The organism is Streptomyces rectiviolaceus (assembly GCF_039533825.1).
In the GTDB taxonomy this organism is placed as follows: Bacteria; Actinomycetota; Actinomycetes; order Streptomycetales; family Streptomycetaceae; genus Streptomyces; species Streptomyces rectiviolaceus.
The window spans coordinates 1-16926 of the sequence record NZ_BAAAUG010000168.1 but is presented as its reverse complement, the minus strand read 5'-3'; the positions used below and the strand labels follow the sequence as shown (position 1 = coordinate 16926).

15 protein-coding genes are annotated in these 16926 nt (G+C 69.4%); 10 read left to right on the top strand and 5 right to left on the bottom strand.

The window, feature by feature from the left end; translation table 11 throughout:
• The 3 genes from ABD378_RS36835 to groL form a co-directional block, all read left to right on the top strand.
• Positions 1–848 (top strand): polysaccharide deacetylase family protein (locus ABD378_RS36835; RefSeq protein ID WP_344528451.1); only part of this gene is annotated, 848 nt, incomplete at its 5' end.
• A gap of 485 nt (positions 849–1333) precedes the next feature.
• Positions 1334–1642, top strand: coding sequence for a co-chaperone GroES (groES, locus tag ABD378_RS36825; protein ID WP_006347174.1), 309 nt, complete (start codon positions 1334–1336; stop codon positions 1640–1642).
• Between the two features lie 118 nt (positions 1643–1760).
• Entirely contained in the window at positions 1761–3386 is a 1626-nt protein-coding gene (groL, locus tag ABD378_RS36820) for a chaperonin GroEL (RefSeq protein ID WP_344528448.1), read from the top strand.
• 129 nt (positions 3387–3515) lie between these two features.
• Here the strand turns inward: groL and ABD378_RS36815 are convergent, their stop codons facing one another.
• Positions 3516–4289 carry an SDR family NAD(P)-dependent oxidoreductase gene (locus ABD378_RS36815; protein ID WP_344528446.1) on the bottom strand — a complete coding sequence of 258 codons (774 nt, stop codon included), beginning with the start codon at positions 4287–4289 and terminating at the stop codon, positions 3516–3518.
• Between the two features lie 100 nt (positions 4290–4389).
• Positions 4390–5058, bottom strand: coding sequence for an MOSC domain-containing protein (locus ABD378_RS36810; RefSeq protein ID WP_344528444.1), 669 nt, complete (start codon positions 5056–5058; stop codon positions 4390–4392).
• Positions 5059–5137: 79 nt separating this feature from the next.
• Between ABD378_RS36810 and ABD378_RS36805 the strand changes: the two genes are divergently transcribed.
• Positions 5138–6034 (top strand): LysR family transcriptional regulator, encoded by an 897-nt coding sequence (locus tag ABD378_RS36805; protein WP_344528442.1) that lies wholly within the window; start codon positions 5138–5140, stop codon positions 6032–6034.
• Between the two features lie 22 nt (positions 6035–6056).
• Here ABD378_RS36805 and ABD378_RS36800 read toward each other — a convergent pair whose 3' ends face one another.
• Positions 6057–6431 (bottom strand): WhiB family transcriptional regulator, encoded by a 375-nt coding sequence (locus ABD378_RS36800; RefSeq protein ID WP_344528440.1) that lies wholly within the window; start codon positions 6429–6431, stop codon positions 6057–6059.
• A 390-nt stretch (positions 6432–6821) separates the two neighbouring features.
• Between ABD378_RS36800 and ABD378_RS36795 the strand changes: the two genes are divergently transcribed.
• From ABD378_RS36795 to ABD378_RS36780, 4 genes are all read left to right on the top strand, one after another.
• The gene (locus ABD378_RS36795; RefSeq protein ID WP_003948568.1) at positions 6822–7433 is read left to right on the top strand and encodes a response regulator transcription factor; all 612 of its coding nucleotides are present in this window, start codon (positions 6822–6824) and stop codon (positions 7431–7433) included.
• A gap of 266 nt (positions 7434–7699) precedes the next feature.
• Entirely contained in the window at positions 7700–8275 is a 576-nt protein-coding gene (locus ABD378_RS36790) for a sigma-70 family RNA polymerase sigma factor (protein WP_055549856.1), read from the top strand.
• Positions 8276–8428: 153 nt separating this feature from the next.
• On the top strand, positions 8429–9946 hold the full coding sequence (guaB, locus tag ABD378_RS36785) for an IMP dehydrogenase (protein ID WP_344528437.1): 1518 nt from the start codon (positions 8429–8431) through the stop codon (positions 9944–9946).
• 180 nt (positions 9947–10126) lie between these two features.
• Positions 10127–11251 carry a GuaB3 family IMP dehydrogenase-related protein gene (locus tag ABD378_RS36780; protein ID WP_344528435.1) on the top strand — a complete coding sequence of 375 codons (1125 nt, stop codon included), beginning with the start codon at positions 10127–10129 and terminating at the stop codon, positions 11249–11251.
• Between the two features lie 61 nt (positions 11252–11312).
• Here ABD378_RS36780 and ABD378_RS36775 read toward each other — a convergent pair whose 3' ends face one another.
• Positions 11313–12566 carry a nucleotide sugar dehydrogenase gene (locus ABD378_RS36775; protein ID WP_344528433.1) on the bottom strand — a complete coding sequence of 418 codons (1254 nt, stop codon included), beginning with the start codon at positions 12564–12566 and terminating at the stop codon, positions 11313–11315.
• 239 nt (positions 12567–12805) lie between these two features.
• Here ABD378_RS36775 and ABD378_RS36770 point away from each other — a divergent pair, with 239 nt between their 5' ends.
• A complete protein-coding gene (locus ABD378_RS36770) occupies positions 12806–14512 on the top strand; it encodes a glycerol-3-phosphate dehydrogenase/oxidase (protein WP_344528431.1) in 1707 nt (568 codons plus the stop codon).
• On the opposite strand, the gene ABD378_RS36765 is transcribed toward ABD378_RS36770, so the two are convergent.
• A complete protein-coding gene (locus tag ABD378_RS36765; RefSeq protein ID WP_344528429.1) occupies positions 14509–15834 on the bottom strand; it encodes a serine hydrolase domain-containing protein in 1326 nt (441 codons plus the stop codon). The genes ABD378_RS36770 and ABD378_RS36765 overlap by 4 nt on opposite strands.
• Before the next feature lie 135 nt (positions 15835–15969).
• Here ABD378_RS36765 and ABD378_RS36760 point away from each other — a divergent pair.
• Positions 15970–16926, top strand: a 957-nt coding sequence (locus tag ABD378_RS36760; protein WP_344528427.1) for a serine/threonine-protein kinase, incomplete at its 3' end; no start/stop codon positions are given.

The following is a 16926-nucleotide window of genomic DNA, read 5'->3' as shown; positions in this document are numbered from 1 at the left end:
CCGCCGCCGCGATCGTCTCCGGCTGCGCATCGGGCGCCGACGGCGGAGCGAACCCCGCCCCCGGCCAGCAGCGCCTGGACGCGCCGCCCGCCCGCGCCCTCGACTCCTACGCCCAGAAACTCCGCGTCGCCCAGGTCGCCCGCGCCGCCGCCGCGAAACGCTGGGGCCTGGCGAAGACCCCGCTTGCCGCGCCGCCCGCCCCGGCCGAGAAGCCGAAGATCACCACCCGTAAGGGCTTCGAGGTCAAGGGGCAGGCGGGTCTGCCACCCGTCTTCACGACCATCCCGACCAAGAAGAAGATCGTCTTTCTGACCATCGACGACGGCGCAGAGAAGGACCCGGCGCTGCTCAAGATGATGAGCGAACTGAAGATTCCGTACACCGCCTTCCTCAGCGACTACCTGGTCAAGGAGGACTACGGCTACTTCAAGAAGATGCAGTCCCGCGGCGTCGTGCTCAACAACCACACCCTCAACCACCGCTACATGCCGGGGCTTTCGTACGCGGCTCAGCGCCGCGAGATCTGCGGCATGCAGAACACCATCCAGAAGCGCTACGGCAAGCGGCCCGAGCTCTTCCGCCCGCCCTACGGCAACTACAACGCGGACACGCTGCGTGCCGCCAAGTCCTGCGGCATCAAGGCGGTCCCGCTGTGGGCGTCCGAGGCCTTCCCGAACCGCATGGACTGGCGCGAGTGGGACCGGGACCTGCACCCCGGCGACATCATCCTCACGCACTTCCGGGGGCGCGAGGACTGGAAGGGCACGATGCCCGACATGGTCCGCAAGGTCATGAAGACGGTCACCGACAAGGGGTACGCGGTGGCCAGGCTGGAGGACTACCTGTGACCGGGCGGGCGCGGGCGCACCGCTTCGTCGCCGCGGCCCTCGCGGCGGGCGTGCTCGCGCCCGCGCTGCTCACCGGGTGCGCACAGTCCGTGGACCCGATCGAGAGGCTGGGGAGGAAGGCGGCCGAGAAGGTCCCCTCGAGAAAACCGGGGGTCTCGCCCAGCTGTGCCCCACCTGCGGGAGCGCCGAAAACCGGGCGGCACATGGCCACGGAGACGGAACCGCCGACTCCCGGGAAACGTTGCCCCGAGGGGCACGAGGCCACCCCCGTACCCCCGAAACGCACTCCACCCGGATAAGACCCGCGTCAGCGAATTAGCAGTCCGCTTGACCGAGTGCTAATCGTCGTCCTAGTCTCGGCCTTGGCACTCACCACTGGAGAGTGCCAACAGCGACGGGCAGGTCCGGCACCCGCGACGACGGATCCACCTGGTCGCCACCCCAGACTGTTAACCCCGTAGATCTCCGAAGGGGGAGACCGGATCGTGACGACCGCCAGCTCCAAGGTTGCCATTAAGCCGCTCGAGGACCGCATTGTGGTCCAGCCGCTCGACGCCGAGCAGACCACGGCCTCCGGCCTGGTCATCCCGGACACCGCGAAGGAGAAGCCCCAGGAGGGTGCTGTCCTCGCCGTGGGCCCGGGCCGCTTCGAGAACGGCGAGCGCCTGCCGCTCGACGTCAAGGTCGGCGACGTCGTTCTGTACAGCAAGTACGGCGGCACCGAGGTGAAGTACAACGGCGACGAGTACCTCGTCCTCTCGGCTCGCGACGTGCTCGCGATCGTCGAGAAGTAATTCACCCGCTTCACCAGTTTTACTTTTTTGAGCTACGCCCCTGGTCACCCCGCTGATTGCCGGGCGGCGAGGGGCGTAGTTCGTTAAACCCGAGTTTCGAGAGGGCTGAACCGCTCCCATGGCGAAGATCCTGAAGTTCGACGAGGACGCCCGTCGCGCCCTCGAGCGCGGCGTCAACAAGCTTGCCGACACGGTCAAGGTGACGATCGGCCCCCGCGGCCGCAACGTCGTCATCGACAAGAAGTTCGGCGCCCCCACCATCACCAACGACGGCGTCACCATCGCCCGTGAGGTCGAGGTCGAGGACCCGTACGAGAACCTCGGCGCGCAGCTCGTCAAGGAGGTGGCGACCAAGACCAACGACATCGCGGGTGACGGCACCACCACCGCGACCGTGCTCGCCCAGGCCCTGGTCAAGGAAGGCCTGCGCAACGTAGCCGCCGGCGCCTCCCCGGCCGCCCTGAAGAAGGGCATCGACGCCGCCGTCAAGGCCGTCTCCGAGGAGCTCCTCGCGACCGCGCGCCCGATCGACGACAAGGCCGACATCGCGGCCGTCGCCGGTCTGTCCGCCCAGGACCCGCAGGTCGGCGAGCTCATCGCCGAGGCGATGGACAAGGTCGGCAAGGACGGTGTCATCACCGTCGAGGAGTCCAACACCTTCGGTCTTGAGCTCGACTTCACCGAGGGCATGGCCTTCGACAAGGGCTACCTGTCCCCGTACATGGTGTCCGACCAGGAGCGTATGGAGGCCGTCCTCGACGACCCGTACATCCTGATCCACCAGGGCAAGATCTCCTCGATCCAGGACCTGCTCCCGCTGCTCGAGAAGGTCATCCAGACCAACGCGTCGAAGCCGCTCCTGATCATCGCCGAGGACGTCGAGGGCGAGGCCCTTTCGACCCTGGTCGTGAACAAGATCCGCGGCACCTTCAACGCCGTCGCGGTGAAGGCCCCCGGCTTCGGCGACCGCCGCAAGGCCATGCTCGGTGACCTCGCCACCCTCACCGGCGCCACCGTCATCGCCGAAGAGGTCGGCCTCAAGCTCGACCAGGTCGGCCTTGACGTGCTCGGCACCGCGCGCCGCGTGACCGTCACCAAGGACGACACCACCGTCGTCGACGGTGGCGGCGACTCGGCCGAGGTCGCGGGCCGCGTCAACCAGATCAAGGCCGAGATCGAGTCCACGGACTCGGACTGGGACCGCGAGAAGCTGCAGGAGCGCCTGGCGAAGCTCGCCGGTGGCGTCTGCGTGATCAAGGTCGGCGCCGCGACCGAGGTCGAGCTCAAGGAGAAGAAGCACCGTCTGGAGGACGCCATCTCCGCGACCCGCGCCGCGGTCGAGGAGGGCATCGTCTCCGGTGGTGGCTCCGCTCTGGTGCACGCCGTCAAGGTGCTCGAGGGCAACCTCGGCAAGGAGGGCGACGAGGCCACCGGTGTCGCCGTCGTCCGCCGCGCCGCCGTCGAGCCGCTGCGCTGGATCGCCGAGAACGCCGGCCTCGAGGGCTACGTCATCACCTCGAAGGTCGCCGAGCTCGAAAAGAACTTCGGCTTCAACGCTGCGACCGGCGAGTACGGCGACCTGGTCAAGGCCGGCGTCATCGACCCGGTCAAGGTGACGCGCTCCGCCCTGGAGAACGCCGCTTCCATCGCCTCCCTGCTCCTCACGACCGAGACCCTGGTCGTCGAGAAGCCGGCCGAGGACGAGGGCGACGCCGCGGGCCACGGGCACGGTCACTCTCACTGACCCGCTGGCACATAGTTAGGCCGAAGGCCCGGTACCCCGTAGTGGGGTGCCGGGCCTCCGTGCGTTCTTGGGTGCGGGCCCGTCGTGGCTTGTCGCGCAGTTCCCCGCGCCCCTTAAGGGGCGCTCTCCTTACTGCGGGCCGTACTTCCTGCCCGTCCTCGAAGTGACCCCGCCGAGCAGTGCCCTCGGGGTCACCTTCACGACCCCCATCAGTGCCTTGTACCTGGGGTCCGGGATGGACAGGGTCTTGCCCCGCGCCAAGTCGGAAAGCGCCGCCGCGACCAGCTTGTCCGCGTCGAGCCACATCCACTTGGGGATGTTGGACGTCCCCATCCCGGCGCGCTCATGGAACTCGGTCCGTACGAATCCGGGGCACAGGGCCATCAGCCGCACCCCGGAGCCGGCCAGATCCTTCGCCGCGCCCTGCGTGAACTGCACGACCCACGCCTTCGAGGCGCCATATGTCCCGCGCGGCACGAACGCCGCCACCGAAGCGACGTTGACGACGCCCCCGCGGCCCCGCTCGCGCATCGACTCCGTCGCCGCCGACGTCAGCCGCAGCACCGCCTCGCAGTGCACCTTGAGCATCGTCAACTCGTCCTCGATCGACACCTCCAGGTACTGGCCCTTGTTGCCGAACCCGGCGTTGTTCACAAGCAGGTCGACCGGATTCCTGCGGTCCGCGAGCCGCTTCTCGACGGCGGCGATCCCGTCGTCCGTCGCGAGGTCCGCGGTGAGGACCTCCGCCTCGATGCCATGCCGGTCGTGCAGCTCGGTCGCCTGTTCCCGCAGCCGCTCGGTGTTCCGTGCCACCAGGACGAGGTTGTGGCCGTCACCGGCGAGCCGCCGGGCGAAGGCCGAGCCGATACCGGCGGTCGATCCCGTAATCAGAGCCGTAGTCATGGACCAAGGCTAGTGAGATCCGGTGGCCGCCGTGTCGCCCGGACGGCCTCTTGACCTGCTGCCCCTTCAAGTCGCCACTGCCGAAGGCCAGTTATGACACCTACGAGCCGTACTTCTCCGCGTACTTCCGAGCCGCGTCGACCAACTCGGGATGCAGCGCGTCACCTGCGGCGAGCAGGCTCGGCAGCAGGTTCCGCTCCGTCGTGACGGCCCTGAACTGGTGGGCGACGGTGATGTCGTGCTCCGGCCGGTGCACGACCTCGATCGTGTCCCCGCCCCGGATCTCACCCGGTTCGATCACCCGCAGATAGGCGCCGGGAGCGCCTTGCCGCGTGAAGCGCTTGACCCACCTCGTCTCGCCGAGATGGCCCTGGAACGTCTGACAGGGAATGCGGCCCGACGTCACCTCAAGGAGCAGATCGGGGCCGACGCGGCAGCGCTCGCCGATCTTCGCGCCGCTCACGTCGAGCCCGTACGTCGTGAGGTTCTCGCCGAAGGAGCCGCCCGCCAGCGGGTGGCCGAGCAGGCGCTCCCACTCGTCGAGGTCCTCGCGCGCGTAGGCGTACACCGCTTGATCGTTCCCGCCGTGGTCCCGCAGATCGCAGACCTCGTCCCCGGCCACCCCGCTTCCGCCTTCCCCCTTCGGGCCGGGGGCCGCCACCCGTACGGCCCCATCGGCGGGCTGTTTGTCGATGCCGGTGCCTCCCGAGGGGGCGTCGGTGTACTCCACGGCTTTGTACCGGCCCAGATTCACGGAGAGAAGCCTCATGGCGGAAGGCTAGGCGAGCTCGCTCAAAGCGTCGACGCATTATTGGGTGCTTGATCCAAGCGTCGCTTATGCTTGAGTCATGATCGAGGCCCGTCATCTCCGCGTCCTGCGTGCGGTCGCCGCCACCGGCTCCTTCTCGGCCGCCGCGCGCGAGCTCGGCTGCACCCAGCCCGCCGTCAGCCAGCAGATGAAGGCACTCGAAGCCTCCGCGGGTACGCCGCTGCTGATCCGCACAGGGCGTGAGATGCGCCTGACCCAGGCAGGCGAGGCCCTGGTCCGGCATGCCACCGGGATCCTGGCGGGGCTGACCGCCGCCGAGGAGGAGGTCGCCGCCATCGCGGGCCTGCGGGCGGGCCGGGTCCGCCTCGTCTCCTTCCCCAGCGGCAGCTCGACGCTGGTGCCGAGCGCGCTTGCCGCCCTGCGCGCCGCGCACCCCGGCACCCGGGTCTCGCTGGTGGACGCGGAACCGCCGCGCTCGGTCGAGATGCTGCGCGAGGGCGACTGCGATGTGGCGCTCGCCTTCCGCTACGACGGGGCCTCTGCCGCGGAGGAGTGGGACGACCTGGTCGTACGCCCCCTTCTCACCGACCGGCTCGTCGGCCTCGTGCCCGAGGGGCACCGGCTCGCCAAGGCGGAGTCGGTCACCATCGGGGAACTGGCCGACGAGCCGTGGATCGCGGGCTGTCCGCGCTGTCGCAGGCAGCTGGTCGAGGTCTGCGAGGGGGCGGGGTTCGTACCCCGGATCGATTTCGCGACCGATGACTACCCGGCGGTGATCGGCCTGGTCGGCGCGGGCCTGGGGGTCGCGGTCCTGCCTGAGCTCGCCATCGAGTCCGTACGCCCCAAAGGTGCACGCACAGTGACGGTGGAGCCTGCCGTCCAGCGCGAGATCGTCGCGCTCACCCTGCCGGATCTGGCGCAGGTGCCCGCCGTGGCAGCCACGCTGGACCACCTGGCGCGGGCCGCGGAGCGCTGAGCGCCCGCGAAGAAACGTTCCTTCAGTGGCGCGTGGCCATGCCGTGGCTCGAGGCCGCAGCTGCTGCCGACGCCGCAGCCGACGCCGAGCTCGACGGTGCTGACGTCGTGACGAGGCGGTTGCGGGCGCGGCCCATGAGTTCCTCGCGCTCGTCCTCGGTAAGCCCGCCCCACACGCCGTACGGCTCCCGTACCGCAAGGGCGTGAGCGGCGCACTCCGCGCGTACCGGGCACCTCATGCAGACCTCCTTGGCGGAGTTCTCACGCGCGCTGCGTGCCGCGCCCCGCTCACCCTCGGGGTGGAAGAAGAGCGAGCTGTCGACCCCACGGCAGGCGGCGAGGAGCTGCCAGTCCCAGAGATCTGCGTTCGGTCCGGGAAGGCGGGAGAAATCTGCCATTGCTTGTCTCCTGGTAGCCGTTCTGCGCGGATACGGTGCCCATGACCGTACATCTACTGTCTAAGGAGATGAAAATATGACTCATTGGAAAATCTAGCCACAGACACCAGCAAAAGGGAAGGAAGAGGGCTAAATGGGGCATGGGTTGTGATGAAAGGTTGAGGGTCTCTCGCGCTGCCTGCTCTGTGTCCGCGCCCTCACGTAGAGTGCCGAACGTGGCCGACCGCCCCGTAACTCTTTCGGGTGACCGTCGTTGAGAGTGCGGAGGCGGTTGAAAGAACAAGCGCTCGGGCAGATGTCCGAGAGCGTCAACCGCACAGGTGACGAATAAGTACCAGCCTGGAGGCTCAAGGTGACGCGCAGCAGCTGTGAGAGCCGCGGAGGACAGTCATGACATCCGTCCTCGTCTGCGACGACTCCCCGCTCGCCCGAGAGGCGCTCCGCCGCGCGGTCGCGACCGTGCCCGGCGTCGAGCGCGTGACGACAGCGGCCAACGGCGAGGAAGTCCTCCGCCGCTGGGGCGCCGACCGCTCGGACCTGATTCTGATGGACGTACGCATGCCCGGTCTGGGCGGCGTGGAGACGGTTCGGCGGCTGTTGTCCGCCGACCCCGGTGCGCGCATCATCATGCTCACCGTCGCCGAGGACCTGGACGGTGTCGCGCTCGCGGTCGCCGCCGGCGCCCGCGGCTATCTGCACAAGGACGCGTCGCGCGCCGAGCTGCGCGCGACCGTCACCCAGGCGCTCGCCGACCCGACGTGGCGACTGGCTCCGCGCAGACTGCGTTCGGCCGAGATGGGCGCCGCGCCCACCCTCACCGCGCGTGAGATCCAGGTGCTCGAGGGCATGAGTCACGGCCGGTCCAACGCCGAGATCGGACGTGAGCTTTTTCTCTCCGAGGACACGGTCAAGACCCACGCCCGGCGGTTGTTCAAGAAGCTCGGCGCCTCGGACCGCGCGCACGCCGTGGCGCTCGGTTTCCGCTGGGGCCTGGTCCGATAGGTGTGCCGCCGTGCGGGCACGGCGTTCCCCGCCCGCCATGTGGTGGGCGGGGCGGCGGACGCCCGTTGCTCCCTCTCGCGGGAGCGGTTGCCGTTGCTTCGCCGCCGATGCCGCATCCTTGAGGTGTGGAGTTCCTCGGGGACAGGTCGGTCGAGCGGGAGGGGAGGGCGCACGAGATGAGTTCCGGCGCACCTGCTCATAACGCTTCGGTGCACAACTACGGACGTGGTGCCACGGATCAATCGGCGCCAAGGCACCATGGACCGATGCGCGATGACAAGACGACGGTGATCGGTGCCCTCGTCCTTCGCGCGGTCGAGGGTGATGAGCAGGCGACGCACGACCTGCTGGCTCATGTGCACCCCCTGGCGCTGCGGTACTGCCGCACCAGACTCTCCCGACTGCCCGGCGACGCCCGGCACTTCGTGGAGGACCTGGCGCAGGAAGTGTGCGTCGCGGTCCTTCTGGCGCTGCCGCGCTACAAGGACACGGGGCGCCCCTTCGAGGCGTTCGTCTTCGCGATCGCCGCGCACAAGGTCGCCGACCTGCAGCGCGCGGCGATGCGCCATCCCGGATCCACGGCGGTGCCGTCGGACGAGATGCCCGAGCGGCCCGACGACTCCCTCGGTCCCGAGGAGCGCGCGCTGCTCAGCAGCGATGCCGAATGGGCCAAGAAGCTCATGGCCAACCTTCCGGAGAACCAGCGCGAGCTGCTGCTCCTGAGGATCGCGGTCGGGCTCACGGCCGAGGAGACCGGGCAGATGCTTGGCATGTCCCCGGGGGCCGTGCGCGTCGCGCAGCATCGCGCGCTGAGTCGATTGCGGGCACTGGCCGAGCAGTAGCGGTCACACCGGTCGCAGATGATCGCCTTCGGCGTCCGTTCATGACGTATGAACGTACAAACCTGGTCGATGATCTTGATCGTGGAATGAGACACCCTCCGTTCCCGTTAGCATGGACATCCGCACCGATCAAGGCCATTTGGGGAAGGTGTCATGACTGCAAACGGCGGTTCTTCGACTGGGGTGCCCGAGAAATTCGCGACGCTCGGGCTGACCTACGACGACGTGCTGCTGCTGCCCGGCGCGTCCGACATGGCGCCGGACCAGATCGACACTTCCTCGCTCATCTCGAAGAACGTGCGTGTGAACGTCCCGCTGCTTTCCGCGGCGATGGACAAGGTCACCGAGTCCCGCATGGCCATCGCCATGGCGCGGCAGGGTGGCGTCGGCGTGCTGCACCGCAACCTCTCCATCGCGGACCAGGCCAACCAGGTCGACCTCGTGAAGCGCTCCGAGTCCGGCATGGTCACCGACCCGATCACGGTGCACCCGGACGCGACGCTCGGCGAGGCCGACGCGATCTGCGCCAAGTTCCGCATCAGCGGCGTCCCGGTGACCGACCCGGCGGGCAAGCTGCTCGGCATCGTCACCAACCGCGACATGGCCTTCGAGTCGGACCGCACGCGCCAGGTGCGCGAGGTCATGACGCCGATGCCGCTCGTCACCGGCAAGGTCGGCATCTCCGGCGTCGACGCCATGGAGCTGCTGCGCCGCCACAAGATCGAGAAGCTTCCGCTCGTCGACGACAGCGGTGTCCTCAAGGGCCTCATCACGGTCAAGGACTTCGTCAAGGCCGAGAAGTACCCCGGCGCCGCCAAGGACGGCGAAGGCCGCCTCCTGGTGGGCGCCGCCGTCGGTGTCGCGGGTGACGCCTTCGAGCGTGCCCAGGCCCTGATCGAGGCGGGCGTCGACTTCATCGTCGTCGACACCGCGCACGGCCACTCCCGCCTGGTCGGCGACATGGTCGCCAAGATCAAGTCCAATGCCTCCGGCGTGGACGTCATCGGCGGCAACATCGCCACCCGCGACGGCGCCAAGTCCCTCATCGACGCCGGTGTCGACGGCATCAAGGTCGGTGTCGGGCCCGGCTCCATCTGTACGACGCGTGTCGTCGCCGGTATCGGCGTACCGCAGGTAACGGCCATCTACGAAGCGTCGCTCGCCGCCAAGGAGGCCGGTGTCCCGGTCATCGGTGACGGTGGCCTCCAGTACTCCGGCGACATCGCCAAGGCGCTCGTCGCCGGCGCGGACACGGTCATGCTGGGCTCGCTGCTCGCCGGCTGCGAGGAGTCCCCGGGTGAGCTGATGTTCATCAACGGCAAGCAGTTCAAGTCGTACCGCGGCATGGGCTCGCTGGGCGCGATGCAGACCCGCGGCGACCGCAAGTCCTTCTCCAAGGACCGCTACTTCCAGGAGGGCGTCGCCTCCGACGAGAAGCTGGTCCCCGAGGGCATCGAGGGCCAGGTGCCCTACCGCGGCCCGCTCTCCTCGGTCGTACACCAGCTGGTCGGCGGTCTGCGCCAGTCGATGTTCTACGTAGGCGGCCAGACGGTGCCGGAGCTCCAGAGGAACGGCCGTTTCGTACGGATCACATCGGCGGGCCTCAAGGAGAGTCACCCGCACGACATCCAGATGACGGTCGAGGCGCCGAACTACACGAACAAGCGCTGACAGCCGCGCAGGCCGAGAGGCGCTGACAGGCGCTGACGGCGCTCCACGCGCGCGTGAAGGGGCGGTCCGGATTCCCCGGGCCGCCCCCTTTGTGCGCGTCGGGGATACTGGAGCGGGCAGACCGAGTGCCGAAGTGCCGAAGAAGTGCGAAGTACCGAAGAAAGCTGAAGGGCCACCCACGTGACTGAGATCGAGATCGGGCGCGGCAAGCGCGGCCGCCGCGCGTACGCCTTCGACGACATCGCCGTCGTGCCGAGCCGTCGTACCCGCGACCCGAAGGAGGTCTCGATCGCCTGGCAGATCGACGCCTACCGCTTCGAGCTGCCCTTCCTGGCGGCGCCGATGGACTCGGTCGTCTCGCCGCAGACCGCGATCCGCATCGGTGAGCTGGGTGGTCTCGGCGTACTGAACCTCGAAGGTCTGTGGACGCGGTACGAGGACCCGCAGCCGCTGCTCGACGAGATCGCGGAGCTGGACACCGACAACGCGACCCGGCGCCTCCAGGAGATCTACGCGGCGCCGATCCAGGCCGACCTGATCGGGCAGCGCATCAAGGAGGTGCGCGACTCGGGCGTGGTCACCGCCGCCGCGCTCTCCCCGCAGCGCACCGCCGAGTTCTCCAAGGCGGTCGTGGACGCCGGTGTCGACATCTTCGTCATCCGCGGGACCACCGTCTCCGCCGAGCACGTCTCCGGTGCCGCCGAGCCGCTCAACCTCAAGCAGTTCATCTACGAACTCGATGTGCCGGTGATCGTCGGAGGCTGCGCGACGTACACCGCCGCGCTGCACCTGATGCGCACGGGCGCGGCCGGTGTCCTCGTCGGCTTCGGCGGCGGCGCCGCGCACACCACGCGCAACGTCCTGGGCATCCAGGTGCCGATGGCCACCGCCGTCGCGGACGTCGCGGCCGCCCGTCGTGACTACATGGACGAGTCCGGCGGCCGGTACGTGCACGTCATCGCGGACGGTGGCGTGGGCTGGTCCGGCGACCTGCCCAAGGCCATCGCCTGCGGCGCCGACTCGGTGATGATCGGCTCCCCGCTTGCGCGCGCCACGGACGCGCCGGGCAAGGGCCACCACTGGGGCATGGAGGCCGTCCACGAGGACGTGCCGCGCGGCAAGCGCGTCGACCTGGGTGTGGTCGGCACGACCGAGGAGATCCTCACCGGTCCCTCGCACATCCCGGACGGCTCGATGAACTTCTTCGGGGCGCTGCGCCGCGCGATGGCGACGACGGGCTACAGCGAGCTCAAGGAGTTCCAGCGCGTCGAGGTGACGGTCGCGGACTCGCAGCACAGCCGTTGATCTCTGGTTCTACTGAGGGCCCCGGTACTCGTACCGGGGCCCTTTGCCGTGCGCGCGGGGGTCAGAGGCGGTGGGCCGCGCCCGCCGGGGTCGCGCCCCGGGTGTCAAGGAGCAGTTGGGCCTTCACGGCGAGGCCCTGCAGGTCGTAGGTGCGGTGGTGCTGGAGCAGGATCGTGAGGTCGGCGTCGGCCGCCGCTTCGTAGAGGGAGTCCGCGCGGGGGACGGGGTGGCCGAGCACGCTCCAGCTGGGGACGTAGGGGTCGTGGTAGCTGACGGCGGCGCCCATCTCCATCAGGCGGGTCGCGACCTCCTGGGCGGGGGAGCCCTGCTGGTCGGCGAGGTCGGGCTTGTAGGTGACGCCGAGGAGCAGGACGCGGGCGCCGCGGGCGGACTTGCCGTGTTCGTTGAGCAGGGTCGCCGAGCGCTGGATCACGTAACGGGGCATGCGGTCGTTGACCTGCTGGGCCAGTTCGACCATGCGCAGGGGGCGGGCGCCGCGGCCGGGGCCCGGGATGTCCAGGGGGACTCCGTGGCCGCCGACGCCGGGTCCCGGGCGGAAGGCCTGGAAGCCGAAGGGCTTGGTCTCGGCGCAGCGGATGACGTCCCACAGGTCGATGCTCAGGTCGTGGCAGAGCACGGCCATCTCATTGACCAGCGCCATGTTCACGTGCCGGTAGTTGGTCTCCAGGAGGTGCACGGTCTCGGCCTCGCGTGGGCCGCGTGCGCGTACGACCTTGTCGGTGAGGCGGCCGTAGAAGGCGGCGGCCGATTCGGTGCAGGCCGGGGTGAGGCCGCCGATGACCTTGGGGGTGCCGGCGTAGCCGTGGCTGCGGTTGCCCGGGTCGAGGCGTCCTGGCGAGTGCGCGAGGTGGAAGTCGCGGCCCGCGCGCAGGCCTGAGCCCTCTTCGAGGATGGGGCGGAGGAATTCCTCCGTGGTTCCGGGGTAAGCGGGTGACTCGAGGATGACCGTGGTGTGCGGGCGAAGGCGCGCGGCCAGGGCGCGGGCGGCTTCGGCCACCTGGCTCAGGTCGAGGCTGCGGTCGGCTGCCGGAGGAGTGGGAGCGCAGATGACCGCGGTACGGACCCGGCCGAGCTCGACCGGGTCGGTGGTGGGCCTGAAGCCCCCCGAGAGCATCCGGCGGACATCGGCGGCGGTGAGGATTCCCTCGGCGCCGTCGCAGGGCAGGCGGCCGCTCGCCAGGTCGACGGCGCGCACGGGGTCGTAGCCGATGGTGGCGATGCCGCCGGAGACGGCGGCCTGGGCGAGGGGCAGGCCGAGGTGGCCGAGACCGATGACGGCGAGATCTGCGGGCATGGCGGTGGGCCGTCCTCCCAATAGCCGGAGCGGGACGAGCGCGCAAGTCCTGTGGACAAGGTGGACCAGCGCAATGTCAGACTAGGAGTAAATATGACCGTTATGCGGCATTGCCCTGCGCCAGGTGTCGGAGTGTTGGCCGTGCGTTGTCCACAGGCGGCGGCCGAACTCAGCGGGCACGGCCAGAATCTGGGCATGATGTGAGCGCGACCACACCCGACAGCTAACGGGAGGCAGCGGTGAGGACAGCGACCTTGGGACCGGCGGAGCGTGCCGAGTCACTTGCGGGAATGGCCGAGCGGGAGCTGGATGTCCTGGTCGTGGGCGCGGGAGTGGTCGGTGCGGGCACCGCACTTGACGCCGTGACCCGCGGCCTGTCCACCGGCCTCGTCGAGGCACGGGACTGGGCGTCGGGCACGTCGAGCCGGTCGAGCAAGTTGATCCACGGCGGCCTGCGCTATCTGGAGATGCTCGACTTCGCGCTGGTGCGGGAGGCCCTCAAGGAGCGCGGCCTGCTCCTGGAGCGGATCGCCCCGCATCTCGTGAAGCCGGTGCCGTTCCTCTACCCCTTGCAGCACAAGGGCTGGGAGCGGATCTATGCCGGATCGGGCGTCGCGTTGTACGACGCCATGTCGATGTCGCGTGGGCATGGCCGAGGCCTGCCCATGCACCGCCACCTGACCCGGCGTCACGCCCTGCGCGTCGCCCCCTGTCTGAAGAAGGACGCGCTGGTGGGGGCGATGCAGTACTACGACGCGCAGATGGACGACGCGCGCTATGTGGCCACGCTGGTGCGCACAGCGGCGGCGTACGGCGCGAAGGTCGCCAACCGGGCGCGGGTGACCGGCTTCCTGCGGGAGGGAGAGCGGGTTGTCGGGGCCCGCGTGCAAGACGTCGAGGGCGGCGGGGAGTACGAGGTCCGGGCCAAGCAGGTGGTCAACGCGACCGGTGTGTGGACGGACGACACGCAGGCGATGGTCGGGGAGCGCGGACAGTTCCACGTCAGGGCGTCCAAGGGCATCCATCTGGTCGTACCCAAGGACCGGATCAACTCGACGAGCGGGCTGATCCTGCGGACGGAGAAGAGCGTCCTCTTCGTCATTCCGTGGGGCCGGCACTGGATCGTGGGGACGACCGACACCGACTGGGACCTGGACAAGGCGCATCCGGCGGCGTCCAGTGCCGACATCGACTATCTCCTTGAGCATGTGAACTCGGTGCTCGCGGTGCCCCTTTCACGCGACGACGTGCAGGGGGTGTACGCAGGGCTCAGGCCGCTGCTCGCCGGGGAGTCGGACGCCACGAGCAAGCTGTCGCGCGAGCACACGGTGGCGCATCCGGCGCCGGGCCTGGTCGTCATCGCGGGCGGCAAGTACACGACGTACCGCGTGATGGCGAAGGACGCCGTGGACGAGGCGGTGCACGGCCTCGACCAGCGGGTCGCCGACTGTGTCACCGAGGACATTCCGCTGGTCGGCGCCGAGGGGTACAAGGCGCTGTGGAACGCCCGCGCCAGGATCGCGGCACGCACCGGGCTCCATGTGGTGCGCGTGGAGCATCTGTTGAACCGGTACGGCTCGCTGGCCGAGGAGGTCCTGGCGCTCGTCACGGCCGATCCCACGCTGGGCGAGCCGCTGCCCGCCGCGGACGACTATCTGCGCGCCGAGATCGTCTATGCCGCGTCGCACGAGGGGGCGCGGCACCTGGACGACGTGCTGACCCGGCGCACGCGGATCTCGATCGAGACGTTCGACCGGGGCACGCGCAGTGCGCGGGCGTGCGCGGAGCTGATGGCGACGGTTCTCGGCTGGGACAAGGACCAGGTGGAGCGGGAGGTTCAGCACTACGAGAAGCGGGTGGAGGCCGAGCGGGAGTCGCAGCGGCAGCCGGACGACCTGACGGCGGACGCGGCGAGGCTGGGGGCACCGGACATCGTGCCGCTCTAGCGCGGACAGAACTCGGCTGCCAGGAGCGTCCGTTCGAGATCCGGGTCGGCTATCTCGTCCGTGTTGACCCGGAAAGTGAGGACACGGTCGCCGTCACGGGTGGCGGCCGTGCGGACGTAGCTTCCGGTGATGCGGCCGTTGTGGCCCCAGACCGTGGTGCCGCAGGGCAGCTTCTGCGGGTAGAGGCCCATGCCGTAGCGGCCCTCCGCGGCGCGGGTGTTGAACATCTGACGGAGCTGGGGTGAGGGGAGCAGCCGGCCGGTGAGGAGGGCGGCGTAGAAGCGGTTCAGGTCGGCGAGCGTGGAGATCAGCTCGCCCGCGGCGCCCGCGACGCTCGGGTCGAGGGCGGTGACGTCCTGGCCCTGGCCGGTGTACGCGCGGCCGTGCGGGGAGGGGAGCGTGGTGCGGGTGCCGGGGAAGGAAGTGCCGGACAGGCGGAGGGGGGTGATGATGCGGCGTTCGGTCTCGGTGGCGTACGAACGGCCGGTGACCTGCTTGATCACCATGCCGAGGATGACGTAGTTGGTGTTGGAGTACGACCAGCGGCCCGGCGTGGTCGCGGGGTGGGCGAGGGCGGTGCGGACCGCCTCGGTCGGAGTGAGGGGGACGAGGCCCTTGGTGTCGGTGGTGTAGTCGGCGAGGCCGCTGGTGTGGGTGAGCAGGGCGCGGAGGGCGAGGGTGCGCCCGTCGAGTCCCTTGCCGCGGATGAGGCCGGGCAGATGGCGTTCCACGGGGTCGGACAGGGACAAGCGGTGTTCGGCGGCCAGTTGGAGTACGACCGTCGCGATGAACGTCTTGGTGATGCTGCCGGCGCGGAAGTGGTCGGTGCGGCGGATGCGGGTGATCTCGCCGGTGCCGCGCGCGCCGGAGAAGCGGCCGGCGCTGTCGCTGTCCGCGCTGCTGCCGGTGCGGGTGCGGGTGCGGTGACCGGTGTTGGTGCCGGTGTCGGGGTCACTTCCGGTCGCGGTGCCGTTCGCTGTCTTTGCCTCTGACTCTACTTCTGTCCCGGTGGCGGGTGCTGCTGGGTTCTTGTCCGTGTCTGTGGTGGTGTCGCCGGCTGTGGCCTGGTTGGCGTGCGCGAAGTGCCAGTGGGGACGTTGGGCCGCCTGCTGTCCCGGTGGAGGGTCCGGGGCGCCCGGCTCGGTCATTGACCATGGGGCTTCGCGGGCCAACAGAGCCGCGGCGGGGGCCTTGCCTCGGGTGACCAGCAGCGGAAGAGTGGCGTCCGTGGCCGGTTTCGCGGCCAGCGGCGCACTGGCGGAAGTCAGGCCGAAGAGGGTCACCGCAAGGGGTATGGCCAGCAGTGTTCGCGGAATGGGCATGGCGGTCCCTCCTTGTGCGGAGCCCATCATGAGGGACGTTGGACCCTGGGCGTAGACCGGTCCTGAAGTGAGGGACAATGGAGGCTCTGTCAGGGCGGGTTGCGCGGGTAGCAGCGGTAGCAGCAGAGGGGACGCATGTCGGACGCGGAGCAGGCGGGTCAGTCCCGTCAGGACAAGAGCGAACGTCTCCTCTCCGGGCGCTACCGGCTGGGAGAAGTGCTCGGCCGCGGCGGAATGGGAACCGTCTGGCGCGCCAAGGACGAGACACTCGGCCGGACGGTCGCGGTGAAGGAGCTGCGCTTTCCCTCGAGCATCGACGAGGAAGAGAAGCGGCGGCTCATCACGCGTACGTTGCGTGAGGCCAAGGCGATCGCGCGGATCCGCAACACCAGTGCGGTGACCGTGTACGACGTGGTCGACGAGGACGACCGTCCGTGGATCGTGATGGAGCTGGTCGAGGGCAAGTCGCTCGCCGAGGCCATTCGCGAGGACGGGCTGCTCACGCCGCGGCGCGCGGCCGAGGTCGGCCTCGCGGTGCTCGACGTACTGCGGTCCGCGCATCGCGAGGGGATCCTGCACCGCGATGTGAAGCCGTCCAACGTGCTGATCGCCGAGGACGGGCGGGTCGTTCTCACGGACTTCGGCATCGCGCAGGTCGAGGGCGACCCTTCGATCACGTCCACCGGCATGCTCGTCGGCGCGCCCTCGTACATCTCGCCGGAGCGGGCGCGCGGGCACAAGCCGGGTCCCGCGGCCGACCTGTGGTCCCTTGGCGGACTGCTGTACGCGGCTGTGGAAGGCGTTCCTCCGTACGACAAGGGGTCGGCGATCGCGACCCTCACCGCGGTGATGACCGAGGACGTCGAACAGCCGACGAACGCGGGGCCGTTGGAGAAGGTCATCTACGGCCTGCTCGCCAAGGACCCCGAGCAGCGGCTCGACGACGTGGGGGCGCGTGCCCTGCTGCTCGACGTGATTCACGCGCCCGAGGTCAAGGACGAGCCGGAGCCGGTCGACGCGACGAAGGTCGTGCCGTTGCCTCCGGTGCCGCCGGCCTTGGGGAAGCGATTCGGCAAGAGCAAGGGGAATGGC